We start from the raw sequence: 22626 nt of genomic DNA on the forward strand, positions 1-22626 counted from the left end.
CTGAATCATTTTCAGGGCGTTCCCGCGTACCCTGAAAAAAGTTTCAGGGCAAGCGGGCGGGCTGTTCGCTATATTCCCGATTAACAAAAACTACGGCAATTGCCTTGTTTTTCTAAATCGGGAGATGCCGCTGCCATCCCTAACGCAATCCACTTAAGAAGATCAGATTTAAAAATAAATTATAAATAGAAAAAAATGGAAAATTTATTTGCCTACGGTTCATTACGAGAAGAAGAAGTACAAAAAACTGTTTTTGGAAGAATTCTAAAAGGGGTTCCAGAAAAACTATCGGGATATGCGGTAAAACAAATTGAAATTGAAGAAGAATTCGGAATAGAAACCTACCCAATTATTGTTCCTTCCGAAGATAATGAAGATGCTATTCATGGAATAGTGTACGAACTAACACTAGAAGAACTATCGCTTTCTGACACTTACGAAGGAAACTCTTATACCCGAATCCAAGTCCCATTGCAATCCAAACAAATGGTATGGGCTTATAGCGCCAAAGTATAAAACAATCAAAAACAGGCTGCAAAACAGATTCACAATCTGATAAAACAATAAAAATGAACAGAATAAATCAAAAATTACAGGCAGACAAAAAGATACTCTCCATCTACTTTTCTGCTGGATATCCTAACTTAGATGATACCGTACAAATCATTCAGGATTTGGAAAAAAATGGCGTAGATATGATCGAAATCGGATTGCCGTTTTCTGATCCCTTAGCCGATGGACCTACAATACAAGCCAGTTCCACTCAGGCGTTGCATAACGGAATGAATACTCAAATGTTGTTTGACCAACTAAAAGACATTCGGAAATCAGTTGCTATTCCTTTAATAATCATGGGATATTTCAACCCAATGTTACAATACGGCGTGGAAAATTTCTGTAATAAATGTGCTGAAATCGGTATTGATGGCCTAATCATTCCTGACCTTCCAGTTGATGTCTATGCCGATGAGTACAAAGATACTTTTGAGAAATACGGACTAATTAACGTACTCCTAATTACACCGCAAACTTCTGATGAGCGCATTGCTTTTATCGACAGCGTGTCTGATGGGTTTATTTATATGGTCAGTTCAGCCAGTGTAACGGGATCACAATCTGGATTTGGAAGTACACAAGAAGCTTATTTCAAACGTATTGCCGACATGAACCTAAAAAACCCACAAGTCATTGGTTTTGGAATCAATAACAAAGAAACTTTTAATCAAGCCACACAATTTGCCAAAGGCGCTATTATAGGCAGTGCTTTTATCCAGTACCTAACCGAAAATGGAACTGGAAAAATCGAAGAATTTGTAAAAGCGATTCGATAAGGAATATCCTTTCTATATAAAACAAGCGGTGTTTAAGTAATTTAGACGCCGTTTTTTTTTGACTTTTTTATCAAACGTAATAAAAAGTCTATTTGATAATTTATACTATTTTATTTATATATTAGTAAAATAAATAACAGCTACTATTATGGCACAAAGCCAACCTAAATTGGGTGGATTGTAGTTATTTTATGGCTAGTATATACTAGTTGTGCGTCATACTGCAAGACTCGGGAGAATACAACAACTACTTGTACCAAGTAATAAAATTTTGATACTAATTATTAACCTTTAAATATTAATTCTTAAAAGAAGAAAATAAAAAAAAGAAAATCACTAATTCTAATGTCAATTGGAATGTTCGAAATTGCAGTTTCACAAATCTAATCTCATTTTGTAGAATTACCTGATTTGACAGAAGGTTTATTTTTTGGAATTGGAATTGGAATGTTATTATTGGCAATAATTTTCAGCAATTTTAAAACTGCTAAATAAAATTAAGTTTAAATCCAAACTGTGAAAAAGTACGAACGCACAACCGCCGTTTTGATATAGTATGTGATTTAGTGGAATTACCGTTTCGCATCATGATTTCGTTAAGCCTAAAATAGTTCGTTATACAGACAAAACAAGCTGTTGCTTTGCAGGGTGAGTTCCATTTTTTGAGTTTGGCAATTAAATCAGCCACGCCCAGTATATTGACCGAGCATTTTATGTTGTATACCAGAATAATTAAACTGTGTTCCCCATTTACTTTTTCGAGTCCCGTTAAATTAGTGTGATTATAACCCCATTGTCTTTTTATAGTGCCGAATATATGTTCGTTTATCTATTGTCATGTTCGGTATAACTGTGGATTTTCCTGATAGCGTTTGTTATTTTCTTCAACGCCTTGCGCGTACTCGCTCCGATCGATTTCTCTTCCTGCTGGTCTAGAGGTACAAAGGTGTTTTACGGTAAAATAGTGTCTTCTAAACTAGAAAAAAATAGCTGATTGCGAGGAATTCCTGTGACGTGTTGCATCATTAAATATACAACTTTTCTTGCTTTAATATTCAAAATATACATTATATTTGAAAGAACATAACGGCGGTTTTTTCACAGACTGACGTTGTGCGTCAGTTTGAAACTGATAGAAACCTAATCAATAAATGAGAAATAATTTACATAATAAATCCGATGTTATAGAAATTTTATCAAGAATTGAAAAATTATCTTCAAGTTCTGAAAACCTTTGGGGAATAATGAATGTTGAACAAATGTTATCTCATTTAAATGCATTTCTTGAAACATCATTAGGTGTTAATTCTCCTAAAAGACTATTTATTGGAACAATAATTGGAAAATTTTTTAAAGCGAGATATATCCGTGAAATACAATTTTCTAAAAACTCAAGAACACATAAAACGTATATATTTACAGATTTACGAGATTTTGAAATTGAAAAGTTAAGATGCGTTAAATTACTTAATCAATTTCAAAAAGGTGGAATATCAAAATGTACGACCAAACCTCATTCATTTTTTGGTCACTTAACTCCAGAAGAATGGGCAATTGTACAATGGAAACATTTTGACCATCATTTACGACAATTTGGAGTTTAAAAAAAAATGGAATTAAAACATAATTGACCAAATATAAATGGAAAATAAAACCGAACGCACAATCGAGTAGACGGCTCCGCCAGTAACTGACGGAGTGAGCCTCTCACACCACCGTACGTACGGGTCTCGTATACGGCAGTTCGTTATTCATAAACTAATTGCTATTTACACCAATTAGGCTATCTGCGACTTTATAAATAAACTAAGAATATCTTTCTTATTATGATTTTACAGAGAATAACGTTCAGTCCTTCCTTGTTTGTGAGCCCTATGTGGTATCTATTCGCAACTCGTTACCCCAAGTACTATGACTTCTGCTGACTTCTTCACTTAACCAACTCGTGGTTGTGAAGACCTCCCTCGGTAAGCACTTCCTCTTTCCGTCTATCCCCGACGCATCTACTAACTAAACCTGTTGTCTTTAGGCTGTGCATTGCTGTGCATGCTTACCCAATTCAGCTAGCCTCTTATGCGCTTTGTGTTCCTCGGTACAGACAAAAATTAAGGAAGGTATTGCTTCGCTATAATCTTCACTGCATCGATCACTCCAAACCAGCTTGTCAAGTGCTAATCAGCTCAATATAATACAACAACTTGCCGAATAGGGACTTGCACCCTATAGATAAAATTCCTACTTTTGAAGGAATTGGAAGTGCATGCAAGGCACATACAGCCATTTTGATATAGCTGGAATTTAGTGGAATTACCGTTTCGCATCAAGTTTTCGTTAAGCCGAAAATTGAAAGGTTACGAATTTCCAGCCATCTTAAAGGGGCTAAACTAAAACGTTATCTGTCATTTTAAAAAAAATCGTCATAAATGAAAAAAATTAAATTTACATTACTATTTATTTTAATTACAATTAGTTTTCACGCTCAAAAACTTTCAGGAAAAATTTTGGATGAAAATAACAATCCCATTTCTGAGGCAAGAATCGGAGTTGAAAACAAAGAAATTGGCGGTGTAACAGACAGTAATGGACATTACACTATTGACTTAACTAACATTGATAAAACCGAAACTTTCAAAGTAATAGCTAATGAATATGAACCTTTTAAAGTTTCAATTGCTGAATTTATCAAATCTCAAAATCATACTTATTATTTAAAGAAAAAAATTATTAATCTTGAAACAGTAATAATCAATCCCAAAAAACATGTCTATAAGAATTTAGGAACTTCAAATACCAAAAAAGCATATTTCGGAATTGATTCAAATGACCCAGACGATATTTTTATAGAACACGCCATAAAAATTAAAAACAAAAAGAAACTCAAGATAAAGAACATAAATATTAATATTGTTGATTTCAAATTTAAAAAAACTGCAACATTTATTTTTGACATACAAAATGAAAAAAATGGTTTCCCTGATGATTCTCAATCTTTAGTTAATGAAACTTTAAAATTGACGGTTACCGAAGATGACTTAAAAAACAAGAAATTGTCTATAGATATATCTGATAAAAATATTTGGACAGATAAAGATTTTTTTATCTTAGTAAGAATTGCAGAAGACTTTAAAGGAAAACTTTCTTTTGGTGGAAATATTTTTGCATTTTCAAAAGATACTTATTACAGAAATTATTTTGGAGAATGGAAAAAATATTCAGGAGGAGAACCATCAATAAATGTTGATGTAATGATAGAGAAATAAAAAACGACAGATAACCGCCGTTTTGATATAGTATGTGATTTAGTGGAATTACCGTTCCGCATCAAGTTTTCGTTAAGCCAAAAAATGAAAGGTTACGAATTTCCAGCCATCTCAAAGTGGCATAACGTTGGCAGTAATTGCACCACAGAGTCAAGAATTTAACAAATAAAAAAACATGAAAAAAATAACGTTTTTACTTACCTTTTTTGCATTAAGTAATTTTACTTATTCACAAGTCGACAAAGTTGATGATGTAATAAAAAACATAATGCAAAAAAATAGAATTGTTGGTTTGCAATTAGCAGTAATTAAAGATAATGTGATTGTTAAAACAAGTCATTACGGACTAGCATCAGTTGAAGATTCGATTGCAGTTGATAGCCAAACTATTTTTAGCATTAATTCTATTACTAAATCATTTACAGGAGTAGCTATTATGCAATTAGTAGAAAATGGTAAATTAAATCTTGACGAACCTATTTCAAAATATTTGGATAAGCTCCCTAAAACTTGGCAAAATATTACAGTAAAACAAATAGTGACTCATAAATCGGGGCTTCCTGAAATTTGGGACTCACAAGGAAATTTGTTATCTGAAAATAGTGAAACTTTATTACAAAAAATAAAAGAATTGCCTCTTATTTTTAAACCTGATAAAGAATTTAGAGACAGTCAAGCGAATTATCTGCTGCTTGGAATGCTTATTGAAAAAATAAGTGGACAGTCATTTGAAAAATTCATTACTGAAAACCAGTATAAAAAAGCGGGAATGAAGAATTCCATCAAAGCTGGGATAGGCGATTTTTACAACATAATTAAGCACTCCGCAAAGCCCTATTCTTATTTTAGAAATAATATTCTAACCAATGTGTATCAACCGATACCTTCAAATTTGTATCCAGCCGGTGGAATCTATTCAACGGCAACTGAAATGGCACAATGGGTAATCGCATTACAAAGTAATCAATTAATTAATGCCGAAAATCTAAATACGCTTTGGACTCCAATCCGATTAGATAATGGAGAAATATATCAAGAAAACGGTTTTCTGAATCAGAGTTCGATTGGTTTTTATTCCTCTTCAAGCGAAAAAATTCCTGTAATTGCTTCGCTTGGTGGTAGTAGAAATGCTTTATACATTTATCCAAAAGATAATATTTCAGTTGTGATTTTGACAAATTTAGTGGGTTCTCGTCCTGAAAATTTTATAAAAGAAATTGCGAATTTATATTTAGCGGAGAAAAAATAACGGCAGTTTTTTTACAGACTGACGTTAGCAGCAATTCCTCTCTTCTCCAAAAAAAATGATTACTTTAAGGTAACGTTTTTTACGGAAAAATTTGAATAATTTGAAAACCAATAAACAAAAAACTGATTTTCATAACATTAAAAAAAACGTTACTCAGAATTAAAAATGACAAAAAAAGAACAATTAATTGAACAAATAGTATCAATGGAAACGATATATATTGCAGGAGGCTGCCTTTGGGGCGTACAAGAGTTCTTAAAATACCTACCTGGCGTACTTGAGACCCAAGCCGGCAGAGCTAATGGCTTCACGAAATCCACTAAAACAGCCTATGATGGTTACGCAGAATGTGTCAAAACAACCTTTGACTCTAAGGTTGTTTCAATTGAAGATTTAATTCATTACTTTTTAGAAATCATTGACCCTTATAGTATCAACCAACAAGGAAACGATATAGGAGAAAAATATCGCACAGGTGTCTACTGCGATAATCAAAATCACTTGCTAAAGGCAAAAAATTGCATTAAGAAAGTAGAACAGACACTAAATCATAAAAATAAAACAATAAAAGAGATAGCTATTGAAGTGCTTCCTTTAACAAATTTTATCCCAAGTGACGCAGAACATCAAGATAGATTAACCTTACACCCAAATGACTACTCTTATTGCCACATTCCTTTAGACTTACTGTATAAGTATAAAAAAAATAGCAACTAATATTTAGATAGGTGGCTAGAATTTCGTCAAGACTGTAATTTAAACTAAGAATAGAAAAGCCAATCTTTAGCAGTCATTCTATTCTTAATTAACAAGAACTTAGCTATTCTTATATGTATTTCTTTTATTTACGTATTCATTAAGCGCAAGAGAAGCGAAAATAAGACTACCACCAATTAAAATCTTCTTAATATCTGCCTCTTTATTCCATATAACAAGGTTGACAATTAATCCTACTGGAATTAATGCATTATTCATAATCGCTAATGAGCCTGTATTTACCTTAGTAACACCTTTGTTCCAAAAAAAATAACCTGCACCTGAAGCCACAGCACCTAGGTATATTATTATTCCCCACTGCACTGATGTAGTTGGCATCTTTTCTGTTGAGCCAAGAATGGAAAAAGCAATTAGTGCTACTAAAAACGCACCAATAAAGAACAATCCAAAAATAGTATGCTTAGGTGTACTTTCTAATTCAGGTGTAGATTTTAATAAATACTTGTAAGCAACTTGACCAACAGCAAAGCAAAGGTTAGCACCTTGCGTGATCAAAAAACCTAAAAACACATTTTCACTAATGCTTGAATATTGAATATAAGCAGCTCCTAAAACAGCTATTAAAGCAGTAAGTAGATGTCTTTTATGAAATCGCTTACTTAAAATGTCATTTAATAAAGTAATGTAAATTGGTGTCAATACACTAAAAAGTAACACTTCAGGCACAGTAAGAAATCTAAACGACTGAAAGTAAAAACAATACATCAAACCTAATTGAACCGAACCAACTGCGATAAGTCTGAAAATTGTTTCTGCTTTAATTCCCTTCAGCCTTAAAAAAGGCAAAAATATCATTGTAGCGATACCTATACGCATCAATACTAAAAACCATGCATCAACATACCCAGAAAGATATACACCAATTAAGCTAAACGAAAAAGCCCAGATAATAGTAACGCCAAATAAATACCTCATAAATTAATCATACATCACTTAAGACAAAAATTCTTTACTTAAAAAAACGAATGTATAAAATTATCTAAATAAAGACAATGAACTTTAATTAATACTTTAGCTACAATTAACAAAGCGCTAAAAAAAGAGTCTCTATTGAATGTGATGATAGAACAAATAAAAAAAATGACAAAGTTTCAAATGACTACAACAAATAAAGTTTTTTTTGAAGGTACTAATAAGTACATTGCTCTATGGTTAATAAGTCACATTTTGACCAAATAACTAATTGTAGTACTACACCTAGCTGCGCTAAGTCTCCTGACTTTTAGCTCTTTTAAAAATCAACTTCTAAGATACAATCACAATTAATTCTTCAGACTTTAAAACTATGTATTGTTGCTTTTACTTTACAAAACCATTCCAATATAAAACCTCTAAAAGTCAGGAGACTTTATATCGTTTCCACTTAAATCAAATTACAAAAATTACGCAAAGTCAGGAGACTTTGCGCAGCACTTTAGAGAACTCCCCTGCAGCCTGCTTCATCATTCCTCTTTGCCGCTGCAGGTCAAGCTGTCCGTTGCAATCTTTTATTTTGCTTCGCTTGGTAAAAGGATTTCCACTGCCATCCTTCACGCGGAACGAAGTGCTCAGCAATATAAAGATTTTTGACTATTTATAAGATAAATAGTATATATTTGACATTGGATAAAGTCTGACTCTAGTCAGACCTATCCGCCCTAAATTGGGGTAATAGGTCTGATTTTATCAGACCTATATAAGAGTTAGCAATAATATTAACTAAAAAAAAATGAAAAAAATACACTTCAATCAATTACCATTTAAAAACTGGACATCAATTTTAATGTTAATTTCATTGGTTTTTATCATTATCGGTAGTTTTGAAATTATTGACTTTGAATATAAAAAAACTAATAAAATTTTAGCTTCAATTGGTTTTCTTTCCCAAGCTATATACTACAGTAAAATGTTTTGGTATAAAAATTATGTCGAATGGAATAAAATCGGGATGAATCTAAAAATAAACAGAATAATTGCGGAATCGATTAAATTTACTGATGTCCAAAAATTAGAATTAGACAAAAATAATTTAATAATAATTCAGAAATCAGGACGCAACAAAATATTTGAAATAAATAATATCGAAATTAGTGATTTGGAAAAACTTCTGAAAATAATTAGACAAAATAGCGGAATTGAAAGCAGTGAATTCTCTACAAATTGAAAAATGGAATAAGGATGAACATCCAATTTTAATGAAAAAATTAACCGCATAATTAATAATCGAAATTTAGAACAACTCTCTTGTTTTATAGGGGTCAAAACATATTGCTAACCGCCATTTGAGCTAGCTCGAATTTAGTGGAATTACCGTTTCGCATCAAGTTTTTGTTAAGCCGAAAATTGAGCGGTTACGAACTTCCTGCCATCTCAAAGTGGCATAACGTCAGGCGTCACTTTACCAGAATCGAGAAAAACACTTTTTTTCATTTCAACATAAATAATTAATAATGAAAAGAATAATATTAATTTTAGTGTTTTTTTTACTTTTTAACTGTGCGGAAAAAGAAGAAAAAGATAAAATTTTTCAGCCAACTATACTTTTAAAAGAAATAACAAAAAATGAAAGAGTTAAAAAAATAATTTGGAATTTTAGGCTTACCAATATTGAAATTAATCGAAGTGGAAAACAAAACAAAGAATATGAAATTTTCCGCAACAATCTAACTGAAAACGAATTATTAGAAATTACAGAATGTGAAGTTCCTTTGTTACGCTGTATCGCTTTTAAAACTTTAGTCGAAAGAGAATATAGAAATATTAGAAACATACTTACTCGACACAAAAATGACAATGATTTAGTTAAAGGACATTATTACGACTTGCTTAGAAGTGAACCTGTCAGAGATTTTATGATTAATGAATTAAGTCCATATTCAAATTCGAAATATAGATTTTCAAAAAAAGAGTTTAGAAAAATACAGGATGAATATTATAAGTAGAAATTAATTAAACGAAAACAAACCGAACGCCTAACAGCCTTTTCACGCAATTGTGAATTTTGTTGTAAGTTCACGTTTTGCGTTTCGCAAGAAGTTTTAGCTTTAACAGAAAATAATCGGTTACGAAGCTCGCAACCTTGCAAAGCCGAGAAACGTAGCCGCCATACTAAAACCGAGATGGGCAATTGATAAATTAAATGGAAACAATTTTATCAGGAAATGTACTTTGTGTTTTGATTTTGAAATACAAAATCGAAACAATATTAATGATTTTGCTTTTCACTTTTCTGGCGTAAAACCTTCTCATTGCCATTATGGAGAAATTTTTCTTACTGAAAATTCAATTAAAATTATTGGTAATGATGAAATAGAAATTCCACTTGACGATTTAGGTCAATTGTATTTAGGATTTGATGAAAACTATAATGCTTCATTGTCAAAAAACTTTGGATTATTCTAGCAATCTTTAAGGTTAACTCTTTACAATAAACAAACTATTTATTTAATTATTGACTATAATTTTATTGGTGCAAAGACTAAATTACGGTTCAATAAATTGCAAGAATTATTATCCTAAGTACTGCAAGCTAACCGCGCATTTACGCAATCGCTGGTTTTCGGTAAGTTTAGTTCAGCGGTTACAAATTTCCAACCATCTCAAAGCCGAGAACCGTTGACAACGGTTCGTAAGCGCCATGAAGAACTAATCAAGTTCCGCAAAGAGTACTTCTAAAAAATATTTTCCTCTTATAAGCTGCGAAAAGTCTTCAGACTTTGCTTATTTTTTGATTTTGTAAATTTCCATCTCTAAAGTCTCTTAATTTTTTATCAAAGCATTCTTAAAAGGAAAGTCAAAAAAAAAAAACGGAGTGTTTATAGTGAAAAATAAAAACAGCATACAATTCCAAAATGAACTCCCACTTTACAAAAACCAACTGAAGGAAATAATCCCTATTTGGTAAATTCTTCAACAAGCTCTATTTCGAAAAAAAAGACGGTAACAATCATGCGCATTATTTCGTTTAGCACGAAGTGATTTCATCGTTACAATACACCAAAAAAAGAGAACTAAACCCTATTTCATATACCGCTACTTCCCTCAATAATACTAATCCATTTTTTTTGACTACAAAAAGGCCATTTTAGATATTTTTTTTAGGTAAACTGCATAAAAAACAGATTAACTACCTAAATAATAAATTTTAACAAGTATATAATTACTTTTAAATAGCTCGATTCTTCGTTTTTAGGTAAAAAACAAGCTTAAAAAACATTTTTTTTTATTTTTTTTTATTACAATTTTTTTTACAAAAAACAGCCTGAACCCGCATCAAACCTATCGATTTAATAGATATACAAAATAAATAATAACCATTTTATTAAACGATAACTAATATTATTATCTAATAAAAGCCTATTTTCTTAAGAATATGGTATTTTTCACTATGTTTACAACATTAATTAAACCCCAAATTATTCATAATGAAAAAAACAAAATTCAACAGAATCACCACTATTTTCTGTACCGTAGCATCATTATCGCTATTAGCCGCTTGTTCAAGCAACGATGAAACAACAATCACTGAATCAGCATCTGCTTTAGAAGCGACTGATTTACAAATCACCGATTTTAATGCTCAATGTAGTTACGTAGATGGTAACTGGAGTTCAACAGCCTTCTTGAACTCCACGATGATTAACACCACTCAAACCAACTTTATCTATGCGCAAAACAATAAAATTGCAAGCGTTTTTGGTCAAAGTGCTGTAACCCTTAAAATGGTTCATGACAACTCTAATCCAAGCTCTACTTACAATGCGATTTCATACTCTAATCCTAAGAAAATTTATTTTGGAGAAGCAATATATGTCGCTGCGCTTAACAAAGGTCAAATTGTACCAGCAATGATTTTGGCTCATGAATTTGGTCATCAATTGCAATACACTTATAATTTACCATCAAAGCCAGAAGCGACAGCAAGACCTAATGAATTAGAAGCTGATGGTTTTGCCGGTTATTACATGAAAAGACCTACAGGCTATAACGCTACATGGGAACAAGCTGGACCAGGATTTGAATTTGCTTATGCTATTGGAGACAATAACACTACAAGTCCTGGACACCACGGTACACCTTCACAAAGACGATCTGCAGCACGTTTAGGATGGTATTTAGGAGATTATGCATTATCGGCTAGCGACTTTGATTATAATTTCTTTTACTATTACAACAACGTATTAACAGGATCTTACCGTACGACAACTCCTGAACGAATCAATCCAAAAATTGATGCTTTTATCAAGTCTAAAATGAGTGAATTACAAAAAATTAAATCAGGTGAAATTTCTGCCGAAGAATTTACAAAACTTCAAGACTAATTTCATTTCATAAACTTTAAAAAGAACTATTTTAAACGTCCTTTTATTAAAGTAAAAATACAAAAGAGAGAACGTAGCCGTTCTCTCTTTTTATATGGTATAATCACTGAAATGCACATCTTTACTTCTCATAAACTAAAAAACGACAATTAAATGCTTTATTTAATTGTCGTTTTTTTAAAATATATAGATTACGATTCTTAAGAAACTTCTTCTTCTTCTACCTTTTCTTCTTGAACAGCAAATTCCATGGTATCTTCAGCTTCCGTTGCAACTTCAGGTCTAGACGCTTTAAGTGCATTAAACTTTTCTATTTTTTCTAAATCTTCTTCTTCTCCAGAGAAATATGGAAATACATCCATAATAGGAGATTCTGAAACAGCTGGAATACTATATTCACCCATGGTGCTTTGCATGATTCCCATTGTATTATCAAAAGCCTCTTTTACATCGTTTGCCTGTACTAAAAAATACATATTAGTTTTGCGTTCTTTACCACTTTCTTCGTCATAAGCCAATAAAGAAATTTTTGATTTAAACCAGCGATCACAATTTTCAAAAGGATGAATCTCTGCATAATTAGCCACTTTTATATTGGTGATTTTAAATTCTTCACTGATATAAGCTGACATTTCTTCATTAATTCTACTTTCGGCTTCAGTATAAGATAAAGCATCTACTAAATAAGGTTCATTCGTAATCTTTTGTCCTCCAGTTTCATCAGTTTTTCTATATTTTACCTTGCATTCGTACCAAGTTGTGCTCATCTCTTTATTTTTTAGGATGTCAAAGATAGATTTTAAAGGAAAAAAAATAGAGTATTCATAAAATAGATATTCACAATTTTAGATACTGAATATAAAACTATTATTGTCAGTGCTTTAGCTAATTGACATATACTCCATCACAACCTTAGTTTAGATTGCTATTTAAGGACAGGTTTAAAGTTTAGTGACCCGCTTCTTCTACATCAATATCGATATTTACAATATCAATTGTTTTATTCGCATAGATATAAATGACTACGCCTAAACACACAGAAAGACCCGTTTTAATGTAGTACCCAAAATCGATGTTTTCAAATCCATCAGCAATATCTTTAAGAAATTGACCGAAAAATTGTAATCCCGATGCGATAATTAAAAAAATCATCGCCCAAATTTTAATTCCATTTTTTGCAAATTTATTCTTGGTCATAGTTAAAAAAAGCAAAGTAGACAAAATCAGTAAGGGTAGTAAAACCATTAAATTAAAACCAACTATTGCTACATATAAATTGTTGGCTAATAGAAAAATAAAAATCGTGATTACAGTCCAATAATAAGTCGTATTGTTAAATATCGTCTTTTCCATAATTAATTTTGATTACTAATAACTACCGCTAATATATTAAAAACCTACAGGTAAAATAGAAATGTCATAATTATTTTCTCACACGATTTAAAGTTCCATACCTGAATAAAGCTCTCTATCATATCCGAAAGAAAACAGATAATACTCTTGTTAATATTATGTTAAATAAAAATTAAACAAGCGTTTAATTTAAACGGTTGTTTAATTTTGCAACATAATAAACACCTATGTCTGGAATTCCTGATTTTAACGAAAAACAAATTCATATTCTCCAAGTAGCGGAATCGCTATTTGCTGAGAAAGGATTTGATGGTACTTCAATTAGAACGATAGCAAAGATAGCAAAGATTAATATTGCTATGGTGTCGTATTATTTTGGATCAAAAGAACGCCTATTAGAATCACTGGTACTATTTAGGACGTCAAATTTAAAATTATTAATTGATAATTTACTGACAGAAAATGGCCAACCTATTGACAAGGTTAATAAACTGATAGAAATTTACATTCATCAGATAAATGCTAACAAAGGTATTTATAGAATATTACATTTTGAAGTTGCCACTAAAAAGCGGGATTTAAACGTCAAGGCTTTTAATGATTTAAAGAAAAGTAATCTTAAATCATTAGAAATAATTATTAAGCAAGGTCAAGCAGAAGGCGTTTTTAATAAAGAGGTTTCAATTCAATTAATTACCCCTACAATTTTAGGTACTTTTTTTCATTTTCATATGAATAAAGAATATTTCGTTGAAATATTAAACCTTACAACCGAAGAATTATACAACAATTACATATTAACCAATCTGACAAAACACATTCAACAAACAATCAAAGCACTTCTTATATATGAAAGTTAGTCAATTCATGCTTTTTGGAATTTTCTTCATTGGGATTTCCTCAGTACAAGCACAAGAGAAAACAAGTTTAACATTAGATGAAGCCATTCATTTAGCTTGGGAGAAAAGTAACCAAGTTTCACTGGCCAATACTAAAGTAGAAACTAAAAAACAGGAGTTACAATCCGTTAAAAACAGTAGCTATCCCGATTTTAAAATTTCAGGACAGTACCAATATTTAACGAATGCTTCGGTGGATTTTAAACTTAATAAGGATGCAAGCAGTACTGATACAGCTACTCCTGCTCCTAACCAATTATTGTTAGGTCAAGTGAATGCAAGTTTGCCATTATTTGCTGGTTTTAAAATTCAAAACAACATCAAGGCATATAATCATTTATATGAAGCCGAAAGTGCAAATGCACTGCAAACTAAGGAAGATATAGCGATGCAAGTAGTGAATTACTATGCTACTCTTTATAAAGCAGAAAAAACGGTTGAGCTTTTAAAAGAAAATCAAAAAAGTGCTGAACAACGTGTTACTGATTTTTTAGCTTTAGAAAAAAACGGAATTATTCCGCGTAATGATTTACTTAAATCACAATTACAAGCTTCTAAAGTGCAATTGTCATTAGATAATGCAAAAAGTAATTTAAACGTGATTAACTTCGAATTAGTGAACCTTTTAAAAATGGATCCTAGTACAAAATTAACCGTTAATGAAAGTGACTTTGCTAACTTTGAAATGAACAACATTCCTACGTCTGACGTTAGTGCATTTGAGAATCGTAAAGATTTAGAAGCTGTTCGTTTACAACAACAAGCTAGTTTAGATTACATAAAAGTAGCTAAAAGTGGTTATTATCCTTCGATTGCAATCATAGGTGGTTACACTGCTTTAGACCTTAAAAATGTAATTACAGTTCAAAATGCTATGAACATAGGTGTTGGCGTTTCTTATGACTTAAGTGGTATTCTTAAAAACGGTACAACAGTAAAAATTGCCGAAAGCAAATCATTAGAGGTTAAAAATCACGAAGCATTGTTAACGGACCAAATCAAAGTTCAGGTTCAAAAAGCAATAGAAGATTATGATTTAGCTTTAAAACAAGATATTGTTTACAACCAAGCCGTTGAACAAGCATCAGAAAACTACCGAATCATAAAAGATAAATACGATAATGGATTATCTGACACCAATGATTTATTAGAAGCAGATGTTGATCAATTAGAGTCAAAAATCAATAAGACTTTATCTAAGGCAAATGTTATTCAAAAATATTACGAACTACTTTCTGTAAGTGGACAATTAAACCAAACCTTCAATCTTTCAAAAATATAATCAGCATTAAAATGGAAAAGAAAAAAACCAATACCAAGTTTATCATAATAATTACTTCATTAGTGTTAATAGGTGTTATTTATGGTTCATATAAATATATTCACTCACTTTCTCACGAAACTACTGATGATGCTCAGATTGAAAAAAACATGAACCCTATTATTCCTAGAGTTTCTGGTTATGTATCAAAAGTTTTTATTAAAGACAACGATTTTGTAAAAAAAGGAGATACTTTATTTACTATTGATAAGAAAGATTACCAATTAAAAATTGACGAAGCAACAGCATCATTGGCTGCAGCCGAAGGAAATTTTGAAGTTTCAAAAGCTGATTCAGGAAGTATTTTAGCTTCGGTATCTGTATCTGATGCAAATGTAAAATCTGCTGCTGGAAATATCGAAACTGCAAAAATTAGATTAGGTCGAGCAACAAGTGATTTTGCTCGTTACGAAAACTTATATAAAAGCCACACCATTACTAAGCAACAGTATGAACAAGCTTTAGCAACAAAACAAGAAGCAGAGAGCCAAGTGCGTATTTTACAACAACAAGAAAAAGCTAGCTCTTTTCAAACATCAGTTATTAAAGCAAAAGGAAATGTTTCTAACAAACAAACAGATGTTGCTGCTGCAAATATTAAAAGAGCACAAGCAATGCTAGAAACAGCACAATTGAACTTAACCTACACAGTAATTACTGCTGCAATTGACGGTCAGGTATCTAAAATTGATATTCAACCAGGACAATTAGTTCAACCAGGGCAATCTCTTTTTTACATCATCAATAACAATGAGGCTTGGGTAGTTGCTAATTTTAAAGAAACGCAATTGAACAAAATGGTTACGGGTCAAAAAGTAACAATCAAAGTGGATGCTTATCCTGATTATGATTTCAAAGGTACCCTTACTTCATTTTCTCCCGCTACTGGATCTCGTTTCTCTATTTTACCTCCTGATAATGCAACTGGTAACTTTGTAAAAACAATTCAACGTTTACCTGTTAAAATAAGCATTGACACTGATAATGATATCGAAAAAATAAAACTATTGCGTCCAGGTATGAACGTGGATGTTGATGTACATATAAAATAAAATGGTACAAGGACAAGGAGAAGACGATTTAGTAGAATATGGCTTTAGAAGGGTTATTATTACGGTAACAGCAGTACTTTGTGCTTTGCTTGAAATTGTAGATACCACTATTGTCAATGTTGCGCTAACGAATATGAGAGGAAGTCTTGGTGCTACACTTACAGATGTTGCTTGGGTAATTACTGCCTACGCTATTGCAAATGTAATTGTGATTCCAATGACGAGCTGGTTGTCACAACAATTTGGTAGACGTAATTATTTTGCTGTTTCCATCATAATATTTACTGTCGCTTCCTTTTTATGTGGAAATGCAACTAATATATGGGAACTAGTAGCTTTTAGGTTTATTCAAGGTTTAGGGGGTGGAGCGCTGTTAGTAACTGCACAAACAATTATTACAGAGAGTTATCCTATTGCAAAACGTGGAATGGCACAAGCAATTTACGGAATGGGTGTAATTGTAGGACCTACATTAGGACCGCCATTAGGAGGATATCTAGTTGATAATTTCTCATGGCCTTACATTTTTTACATCAATATTCCTTTAGGGATTATCGCTACGCTTTTAACATTAAGTTTTGTAAAAAGTCCTAAATATGGTGAGAAATTAAAATCTAATCAGGTTGACTGGTGGGGAATTATTTTACTGGCCACTTTTATTGGCTCATTGCAATTTGTTCTAGAGCATGGTCAACAAGATGACTGGTTTAACAACAAACTGATTGTAACGCTTTCTGCTACCTCACTTTTTGGATTTATTTTATTTATTTGGAGGCAATTAACCTATAAATATCCTATTGTTAATCTAAGTGTTTTAAAAGATGGGAATTTAAGGATTGGTACTTTGATGAGTTTTATATTAGGGTTCGGACTTTACGGTTCTACGCTAATTATCCCCATCTACACGCAGTCCGTTTTAGGATGGACCGCTACTGATGCAGGATTACTCTTAATTCCGGGATCTATTACTACCGCTTTTATGATGCCTATCATTGGTAAATTAATTCAGCGTGGCGTTCCTCAAGGATATATGGTTGGTGCTGGATTTTTAGTGTTTTTTATATTCACTTATATGATGCGTAGCGCCATGACGCCAGATACTGGAGTGGAACATTTGTATTGGTCATTGATTTTAAGAGGTGTTGGTTTAGGATTACTTTTTGTACCTATAACGACCTTGTCTTTATCTACTTTATCTGGTAAAAATATTGGTGAAGGTGCTGCTTTTACTGGAATGATGAGACAATTAGGAGGCTCATTTGGTATTGCAATTATCACCACATTTATTACCCGTTTCAGTCAAGAACACCGTGTAAATCTAGTAGCTCACTTAGATGCTAGTAAGTTTCAAGTTCAAGAACGCGTTCACTTACTGCAACAAGGTTTTATGGCTAAAGGTTTTACAACAAATGAAGCCTTAAAGAAAGCCTACCAAGCCATTGATTATTCGGTGATGAAACAAAGTACGGTGTTGTCTTACATGGACATCTTTAGTTACTTAGGAATTATGTTTTTATGCTGTATCCCAATTGTGTTTTTAATCAAAAAAGGTAAAAACAAAATCAATCCGGCCGATGCAATGCATTAAAAAAATAGATTATAAGCTTGTAAAATAGCTATAAAAAACTTCGCTAAAACCATTCTTAAAAAGAACGGACTTAGCGAAGTTTTTAGTTAAAATAGGTTTATATTTTTACCGCAAACAGTACATTATCTCGTGAAGACTAGGTGATTGTCTTTTGAGAGATTTGCATCAAATTGATAGCCATCATAATTGAAGCCTTTTAAATCTTCTATTGTTTCTGCTTCTTTATCAATAATATAACGCACCATCATACCACGTGCTTTTTTAGCATAAAAACTGATTATTTTTAACTTTCCATCTTTATAATCTTTAAAATCAGGAGTGATTACTGGTACTTTTAATTCCTTTACGTTTACCGCTGAGAAATATTCATTACTAGCAAGATTAACAAACAGTTCATCGTCTTTAAGCTCTTTATTTAAGCTTTTAGTAATGTCCTCTTTCCAAAATTCATATAAATTACTCGCTTCTCCAATAGGCAATTTCGTTCCCATTTCTAAACGATACGCTTGCATTAAGTCTAACGGTTTTAAAACTCCGTACAAGCCTGATAAAATTCTTAACTGATTTTGTAATAAGTCTAATTTATCTGTTGGAATCGTATAAGCATCTAATCCAGTGTAAACATCACCATCAAAAGTATATACCGCTGGGCGAGCATTTTCTGTCGTGAAAGGAGTTTTCCAATCTTTATTGCGTTTCCAGTTTAAGTCGGCTAATTTATCTGAAATATGCATTAATTCAGATAGTTCTTTAGGCGACTGCTGCTTTAACACTTTTTGGATTTGTCTTGATTCTTTAAGGAAGCTAGATTCTGTATATTTTGAAGTAGGTAGTTCCTTCTCGAAATTTAAAGATTTGGCTGGTGATATAACAATTTTCATAAGTAATCCTGTTTCAGGTTCTTTTTAATACAAACTCAAAAGTACAAATTGAAAAACAGTAAACATAACTTTCTAAATCGATTTGTATAATGGTGAGATAGAAAATAAAAATTACAGCAAAATTTAAATATGTAGTTTTTGATTCTGAATTGTATTAGACTACTGCTATTTATAGATTACATTTTTGAGATAGCACATCAAACTCAAGTTAATTACATTTGGTTGTGAGTTTGCGAAGAGTATTAAAAAGCGCTCGGGTCTTATTTTAAAAATGGATTTGATGAATTTAACAAACATATTTTCATATTGGGTAACATGCACAAACCGACTTACTAATATTCAATCTAGATTAACTTTCTTTATTAATATCCTGCTAAATAAGTACTCTGTCAATGTCATTTTTAAGAAACCTATCAACTAAATCGTATAAAAATCACTTTGCATTAGTATCCGATTATCAAAAAAAAAGAATTCAAATTCCTGTTTTAGGATTGTTAATACCGTAACTTCTGATAATATTATGGATTTCTAGGAGGAGATTAGTAACTATTTAGCTATTTTTGTAAATCTAAGAATTAGTCCATTAAATTAGTAACAAAGCGGAAATTCTTCCGGTTTTAGGGTAAAAAGAATACATGAAGACAAAAATAGAAAAAACAATAAAGCGCATTTACAATTCAGATTTATTTAATGAATTTTTTGAAAGCGAAAAATCAACTGGACTTATACTTATAGCTTGCACCATATTTTCTTTGTTTATGGCAAATTCAATATTTGGGACGCAATATATTAACACCTGGCATATGAAACTGGGAGGAGAAAGTTTGGAATACTGGATTAATGATGGATTAATGACCATCTTCTTTTTATTAATTGGTTTAGAATTAGAAAGAGAAATATACGAAGGTGAATTATCAAACATAAAAGATGCTTTATTACCAATATTTGCAGCCTTAGGAGGAATGCTTGTTCCTGCAGGACTGTATTTAATGCTTAACTACGGAACTATTGCACAGGCCGGAGCTGGTATCCCTATGGCAACCGACATTGCTTTTGCATTGGGAATTTTATCTTTATTAGGTAATCGCGTACCACTATCTTTAAAAATATTCTTAACAGCATTAGCGGTAATAGACGATCTAGGAGCTATTATGGTTATTGCCATATTTTATACTAAAACTATTCTTTGGGCTAATCTATTTTATGCATTAGGTACAATGTTAGTATTGTTTGTGCTTAATCGTATGAAAGTTAAAAGTCTTATTCCTTACCTTGTTGGTGGGGTTATTATGTGGTGGTTTATGCTACACTCAGGAATACACGCTACTGTTACAGGAGTATTATTAGCCTTTGTTATCCCGTTTGGGAATGGGGATAAGGAATCTACCTCATCTATTTTACAGCATTTTCTACATAAACCGGTTGGGTTTTTTATACTTCCGCTTTTTGCGCTGGCCAATACAGCAATTGTTATCAGCTCAAACATTGGAGAAACTATCGCTCAGCATTACAGCATTGGAATCGCTTTAGGGTTAATTGTAGGTAAACCATTGGGAATTTATATCTTTAGCCTTTTAGCTGTCTCTTTGGGGATTTGTAAACTCCCTTCTGATTTGAATTGGAAAACAATTATTGGTGTCGGATTTTTAGGAGGTATTGGGTTTACAATGTCTATCTTCATAACGTTACTTGCTTTTGATGACCAAACTATAATTAGCAATGCTAAGTTTATCATTCTTCTTTCTTCTTTAATAGCAGGAATAATAGGCTTCCTCTTTTTGAAAAACACTTTAAAAGAAGGCGTTGATGAAAACAATATTAAATAGTCTTTTTGCTTACATCAACCTAAGCAAGGGAGAAGAAGAAAAGAACAAAGTCTTGGACTTCGTAAAGTCTAACATCTCCTTCAGAGGGTCTAATTTATGGATTTTAGCTTGTGCTATTGTTGTGGCGTCTATAGGATTAAATGTAAATTCTACCGCCGTGATAATAGGCGCGATGTTAATATCGCCGTTAATGGGTCCCATTATAGGAGCCGGTTTTGGACTAGGTGTTTACGACTTCAATTTACTGAAGAAATCCTTAAAAAACCTACTGATTGCGACCCTTGTTGGTCTCGTGGTTTCTACCCTCTATTTTTATATCAGCCCATTTAAAGAAACGCAACCCGAATTATTATCTAGAACTTCACCCAATATCTACGACATTCTTATTGCCTTTTTTGGTGGTTTGGTTGGTGCGATTGCCATAACAAGAGTAGAAAAAGGGAATCCTATACCTGGTGTTGCCATAGCAACAGCGCTTATGCCACCGCTATGTACCGCAGGATATGGTCTGGCATTAGGGAGTTTTAAATTCTTTTTTGGCGCCATGTATTTGTACTCTATCAACTGTGTGTTCATTTGCATTTCTACTTTTTTCATCGTAAAATATTTAAACTACCCTATCAAAAGGCAACTAGATGAGAAAGCACAAAAACAGGTGAAGTATATTATTTCAGGTTTGATCACTGTATTAATCTTACCCAGCATCTATTTTGCCTACCAATTAATTGAAGAAAAAAAATACCAACACCAGGTTGATCTTTTCACGGAAAATGAGTTTTCAAATAAAGGAATTGCCGTTTTGTATAAGAAAACCAAATTCAATCAAAATCCAAAAAAACTGGAACTTGGATTTCTTTCAAAAAGATATAGTGCAGCTGAAATTAAAAAATTAAATCAAAAACTTACAGAGTACGATATAAATAATACTAAGCTTGTTATAATGCAAGACACAACAGATCTTAAAAGTGACATCCTAAACGAAATTAATTTTAACAAATCACAACTAAGTCAAAAAGACGTTTCAATTTTGAGCCTGAAAAATCAGCTTACCGCAAACAAGTACAACAATAAAGCCTTATTAGCTGAAATACAAATCTTGTTTCCTGAGGTAAATAATATTTCAATGTCCAATCATACTTTTAATGAAAGTACAGACAGCACTAAAACGGTACCCGTATTAATCTACAAAAGTATAAAGGGCCTTCCGCAAACCTCCGAAGAGAAATTATCTCTGTGGTTACAAAAACGCTTAGTTAAAGATGATGTTGAAGTCTACAGGCAACCTATCAAATCGGTTAATAAAATAGAAGTAAAAGGAGTCGTTAAAAAATAAGATTATTTAGATACTAGACCTAAAAAAGTTCACATCGTAAAGCTTCATTTTCTATAAGAAGTGCTTCTTTTCACCTTAATAGCTTATAAGATTTGTGGTTTTTGCGTTTAAAATTAGACATAAATTTGGGGCTGCCTGTTGGTTTAAATCCTTCAATACTCAAATTAGCAAAATCATTCTTCCATTTTATAATAGTAGATTCTAATAGTATACAACAAACAGCTTTTACTTAAAGATAGATATTCTGGTGATAATGATTTTAAAATCAATGGAACAGATTCTGTTTTTAGAAAGCGATAACCTATTGCCTCCGTATTAATTGCATAATCTAATCCCTTTTTGCAGTTGGGATTTTGAAAGTCCGTTTTGCTTTGAAAAACAACACCGCACGATTGATGTTCGTCTAAAACCGATTGCACACATTCAAGTTTAAAGGTGTAAATATTCTTAACTTTT

The 22626-nt window shown here is 32.0% G+C and carries 21 protein-coding genes; 16 read left to right on the plus strand and 5 right to left on the minus strand.

The genetic code is table 11. The annotated features are described in order from the left end of the window. The first annotated feature begins 195 nt into the window (after positions 1-195). From QO200_RS08335 to QO200_RS08360, 6 genes are all read left to right on the plus strand, one after another. The gene (locus QO200_RS08335) at positions 196-516 is read left to right on the plus strand and encodes a gamma-glutamylcyclotransferase family protein (protein WP_371538626.1); all 321 of its coding nucleotides are present in this window, start codon (positions 196-198) and stop codon (positions 514-516) included. Between the two features lie 53 nt (positions 517-569). Further along, complete coding sequence (gene trpA, locus QO200_RS08340) at positions 570-1331, plus strand: tryptophan synthase subunit alpha (protein ID WP_371538627.1); 762 nt, start codon at positions 570-572, stop codon at positions 1329-1331. Between the two features lie 1151 nt (positions 1332-2482). Continuing rightward, the gene (locus QO200_RS08345; RefSeq protein ID WP_371538628.1) at positions 2483-2935 is read left to right on the plus strand and encodes a DUF1569 domain-containing protein; all 453 of its coding nucleotides are present in this window, start codon (positions 2483-2485) and stop codon (positions 2933-2935) included. Positions 2936-3754: 819 nt separating this feature from the next. Further along, on the plus strand, positions 3755-4591 hold the full coding sequence (locus tag QO200_RS08350; protein ID WP_371538629.1) for a carboxypeptidase-like regulatory domain-containing protein: 837 nt from the start codon (positions 3755-3757) through the stop codon (positions 4589-4591). A 175-nt stretch (positions 4592-4766) separates the two neighbouring features. Beyond that, positions 4767-5840, plus strand: a complete 1074-nt coding sequence (locus QO200_RS08355) for a serine hydrolase domain-containing protein (RefSeq protein ID WP_371538630.1) — start codon at positions 4767-4769, stop codon at positions 5838-5840. Between the two features lie 165 nt (positions 5841-6005). Continuing rightward, positions 6006-6557 carry a peptide-methionine (S)-S-oxide reductase gene (locus QO200_RS08360; protein WP_371538631.1) on the plus strand — a complete coding sequence of 184 codons (552 nt, stop codon included), beginning with the start codon at positions 6006-6008 and terminating at the stop codon, positions 6555-6557. Between the two features lie 99 nt (positions 6558-6656). Here the strand turns inward: QO200_RS08360 and QO200_RS08365 are convergent, their stop codons facing one another. Continuing rightward, positions 6657-7532 carry an EamA family transporter gene (locus tag QO200_RS08365; RefSeq protein WP_371538632.1) on the minus strand — a complete coding sequence of 292 codons (876 nt, stop codon included), beginning with the start codon at positions 7530-7532 and terminating at the stop codon, positions 6657-6659. A gap of 793 nt (positions 7533-8325) precedes the next feature. On the opposite strand from QO200_RS08365, the gene QO200_RS08370 reads away from it, so the two are divergent. The 4 genes from QO200_RS08370 (at position 8326) to QO200_RS08385 (ending at position 11917) form a co-directional block, all read left to right on the plus strand. Further along, on the plus strand, positions 8326-8760 hold the full coding sequence (locus QO200_RS08370; protein ID WP_371538634.1) for a hypothetical protein: 435 nt from the start codon (positions 8326-8328) through the stop codon (positions 8758-8760). Positions 8761-9046: 286 nt separating this feature from the next. After that, on the plus strand, positions 9047-9538 hold the full coding sequence (locus QO200_RS08375; RefSeq protein WP_371538636.1) for a hypothetical protein: 492 nt from the start codon (positions 9047-9049) through the stop codon (positions 9536-9538). Between the two features lie 226 nt (positions 9539-9764). Further along, a complete protein-coding gene (locus tag QO200_RS08380) occupies positions 9765-9998 on the plus strand; it encodes a hypothetical protein (RefSeq protein WP_371538637.1) in 234 nt (77 codons plus the stop codon). Between the two features lie 1022 nt (positions 9999-11020). Next, complete coding sequence (locus QO200_RS08385) at positions 11021-11917, plus strand: metalloprotease (protein WP_371538639.1); 897 nt, start codon at positions 11021-11023, stop codon at positions 11915-11917. 200 nt (positions 11918-12117) lie between these two features. Here QO200_RS08385 and QO200_RS08390 read toward each other — a convergent pair whose 3' ends face one another. Next, entirely contained in the window at positions 12118-12684 is a 567-nt protein-coding gene (locus QO200_RS08390) for a DUF4494 domain-containing protein (RefSeq protein WP_371538640.1), read from the minus strand. 181 nt (positions 12685-12865) lie between these two features. Further along, complete coding sequence (locus QO200_RS08395) at positions 12866-13270, minus strand: hypothetical protein (protein ID WP_371538641.1); 405 nt, start codon at positions 13268-13270, stop codon at positions 12866-12868. A 227-nt stretch (positions 13271-13497) separates the two neighbouring features. On the opposite strand from QO200_RS08395, the gene QO200_RS08400 reads away from it, so the two are divergent. The 4 genes from QO200_RS08400 to QO200_RS08415 are packed head-to-tail and all read left to right on the plus strand — an operon-like array spanning position 13498 to position 18130. Beyond that, complete coding sequence (locus QO200_RS08400; RefSeq protein WP_371538643.1) at positions 13498-14130, plus strand: TetR/AcrR family transcriptional regulator; 633 nt, start codon at positions 13498-13500, stop codon at positions 14128-14130. Continuing rightward, positions 14120-15451 (plus strand): TolC family protein, encoded by a 1332-nt coding sequence (locus QO200_RS08405; RefSeq protein ID WP_371538644.1) that lies wholly within the window; start codon positions 14120-14122, stop codon positions 15449-15451. The genes QO200_RS08400 and QO200_RS08405 overlap by 11 nt, the downstream gene beginning before the upstream one ends. A gap of 11 nt (positions 15452-15462) precedes the next feature. Next, positions 15463-16542 (plus strand): HlyD family secretion protein, encoded by a 1080-nt coding sequence (locus QO200_RS08410; protein WP_371538646.1) that lies wholly within the window; start codon positions 15463-15465, stop codon positions 16540-16542. Position 16543: 1 nt separating this feature from the next. Further along, entirely contained in the window at positions 16544-18130 is a 1587-nt protein-coding gene (locus tag QO200_RS08415; RefSeq protein WP_371538647.1) for an MDR family MFS transporter, read from the plus strand. A 122-nt stretch (positions 18131-18252) separates the two neighbouring features. Here QO200_RS08415 and yaaA read toward each other — a convergent pair whose 3' ends face one another. Beyond that, positions 18253-19011: a peroxide stress protein YaaA gene (yaaA, locus tag QO200_RS08420; protein WP_371538649.1), complete on the minus strand. Its 759-nt coding sequence runs from the start codon at positions 19009-19011 to the stop codon at positions 18253-18255. Positions 19012-19646: 635 nt separating this feature from the next. Here yaaA and nhaA point away from each other — a divergent pair. Both nhaA and QO200_RS08430 read left to right on the plus strand, forming a co-directional pair. Continuing rightward, positions 19647-20837, plus strand: coding sequence for a Na+/H+ antiporter NhaA (gene nhaA, locus QO200_RS08425; RefSeq protein ID WP_371538651.1), 1191 nt, complete (start codon positions 19647-19649; stop codon positions 20835-20837). Continuing rightward, a complete protein-coding gene (locus tag QO200_RS08430; RefSeq protein ID WP_371538652.1) occupies positions 20818-22170 on the plus strand; it encodes a TIGR00341 family protein in 1353 nt (450 codons plus the stop codon). Before nhaA ends, QO200_RS08430 begins: the two co-directional genes overlap by 20 nt. 173 nt (positions 22171-22343) lie before the next feature. On the opposite strand, the gene QO200_RS08435 is transcribed toward QO200_RS08430, so the two are convergent. Continuing rightward, positions 22344-22589, minus strand: coding sequence for a hypothetical protein (locus QO200_RS08435; protein WP_371538653.1), 246 nt, complete (start codon positions 22587-22589; stop codon positions 22344-22346). Positions 22590-22626: the final 37 nt, after the last annotated feature.

This window comes from Flavobacterium sp. Arc3, assembly GCF_041431375.1.
GTDB lineage: Bacteria > Bacteroidota > Bacteroidia > Flavobacteriales > Flavobacteriaceae > Flavobacterium.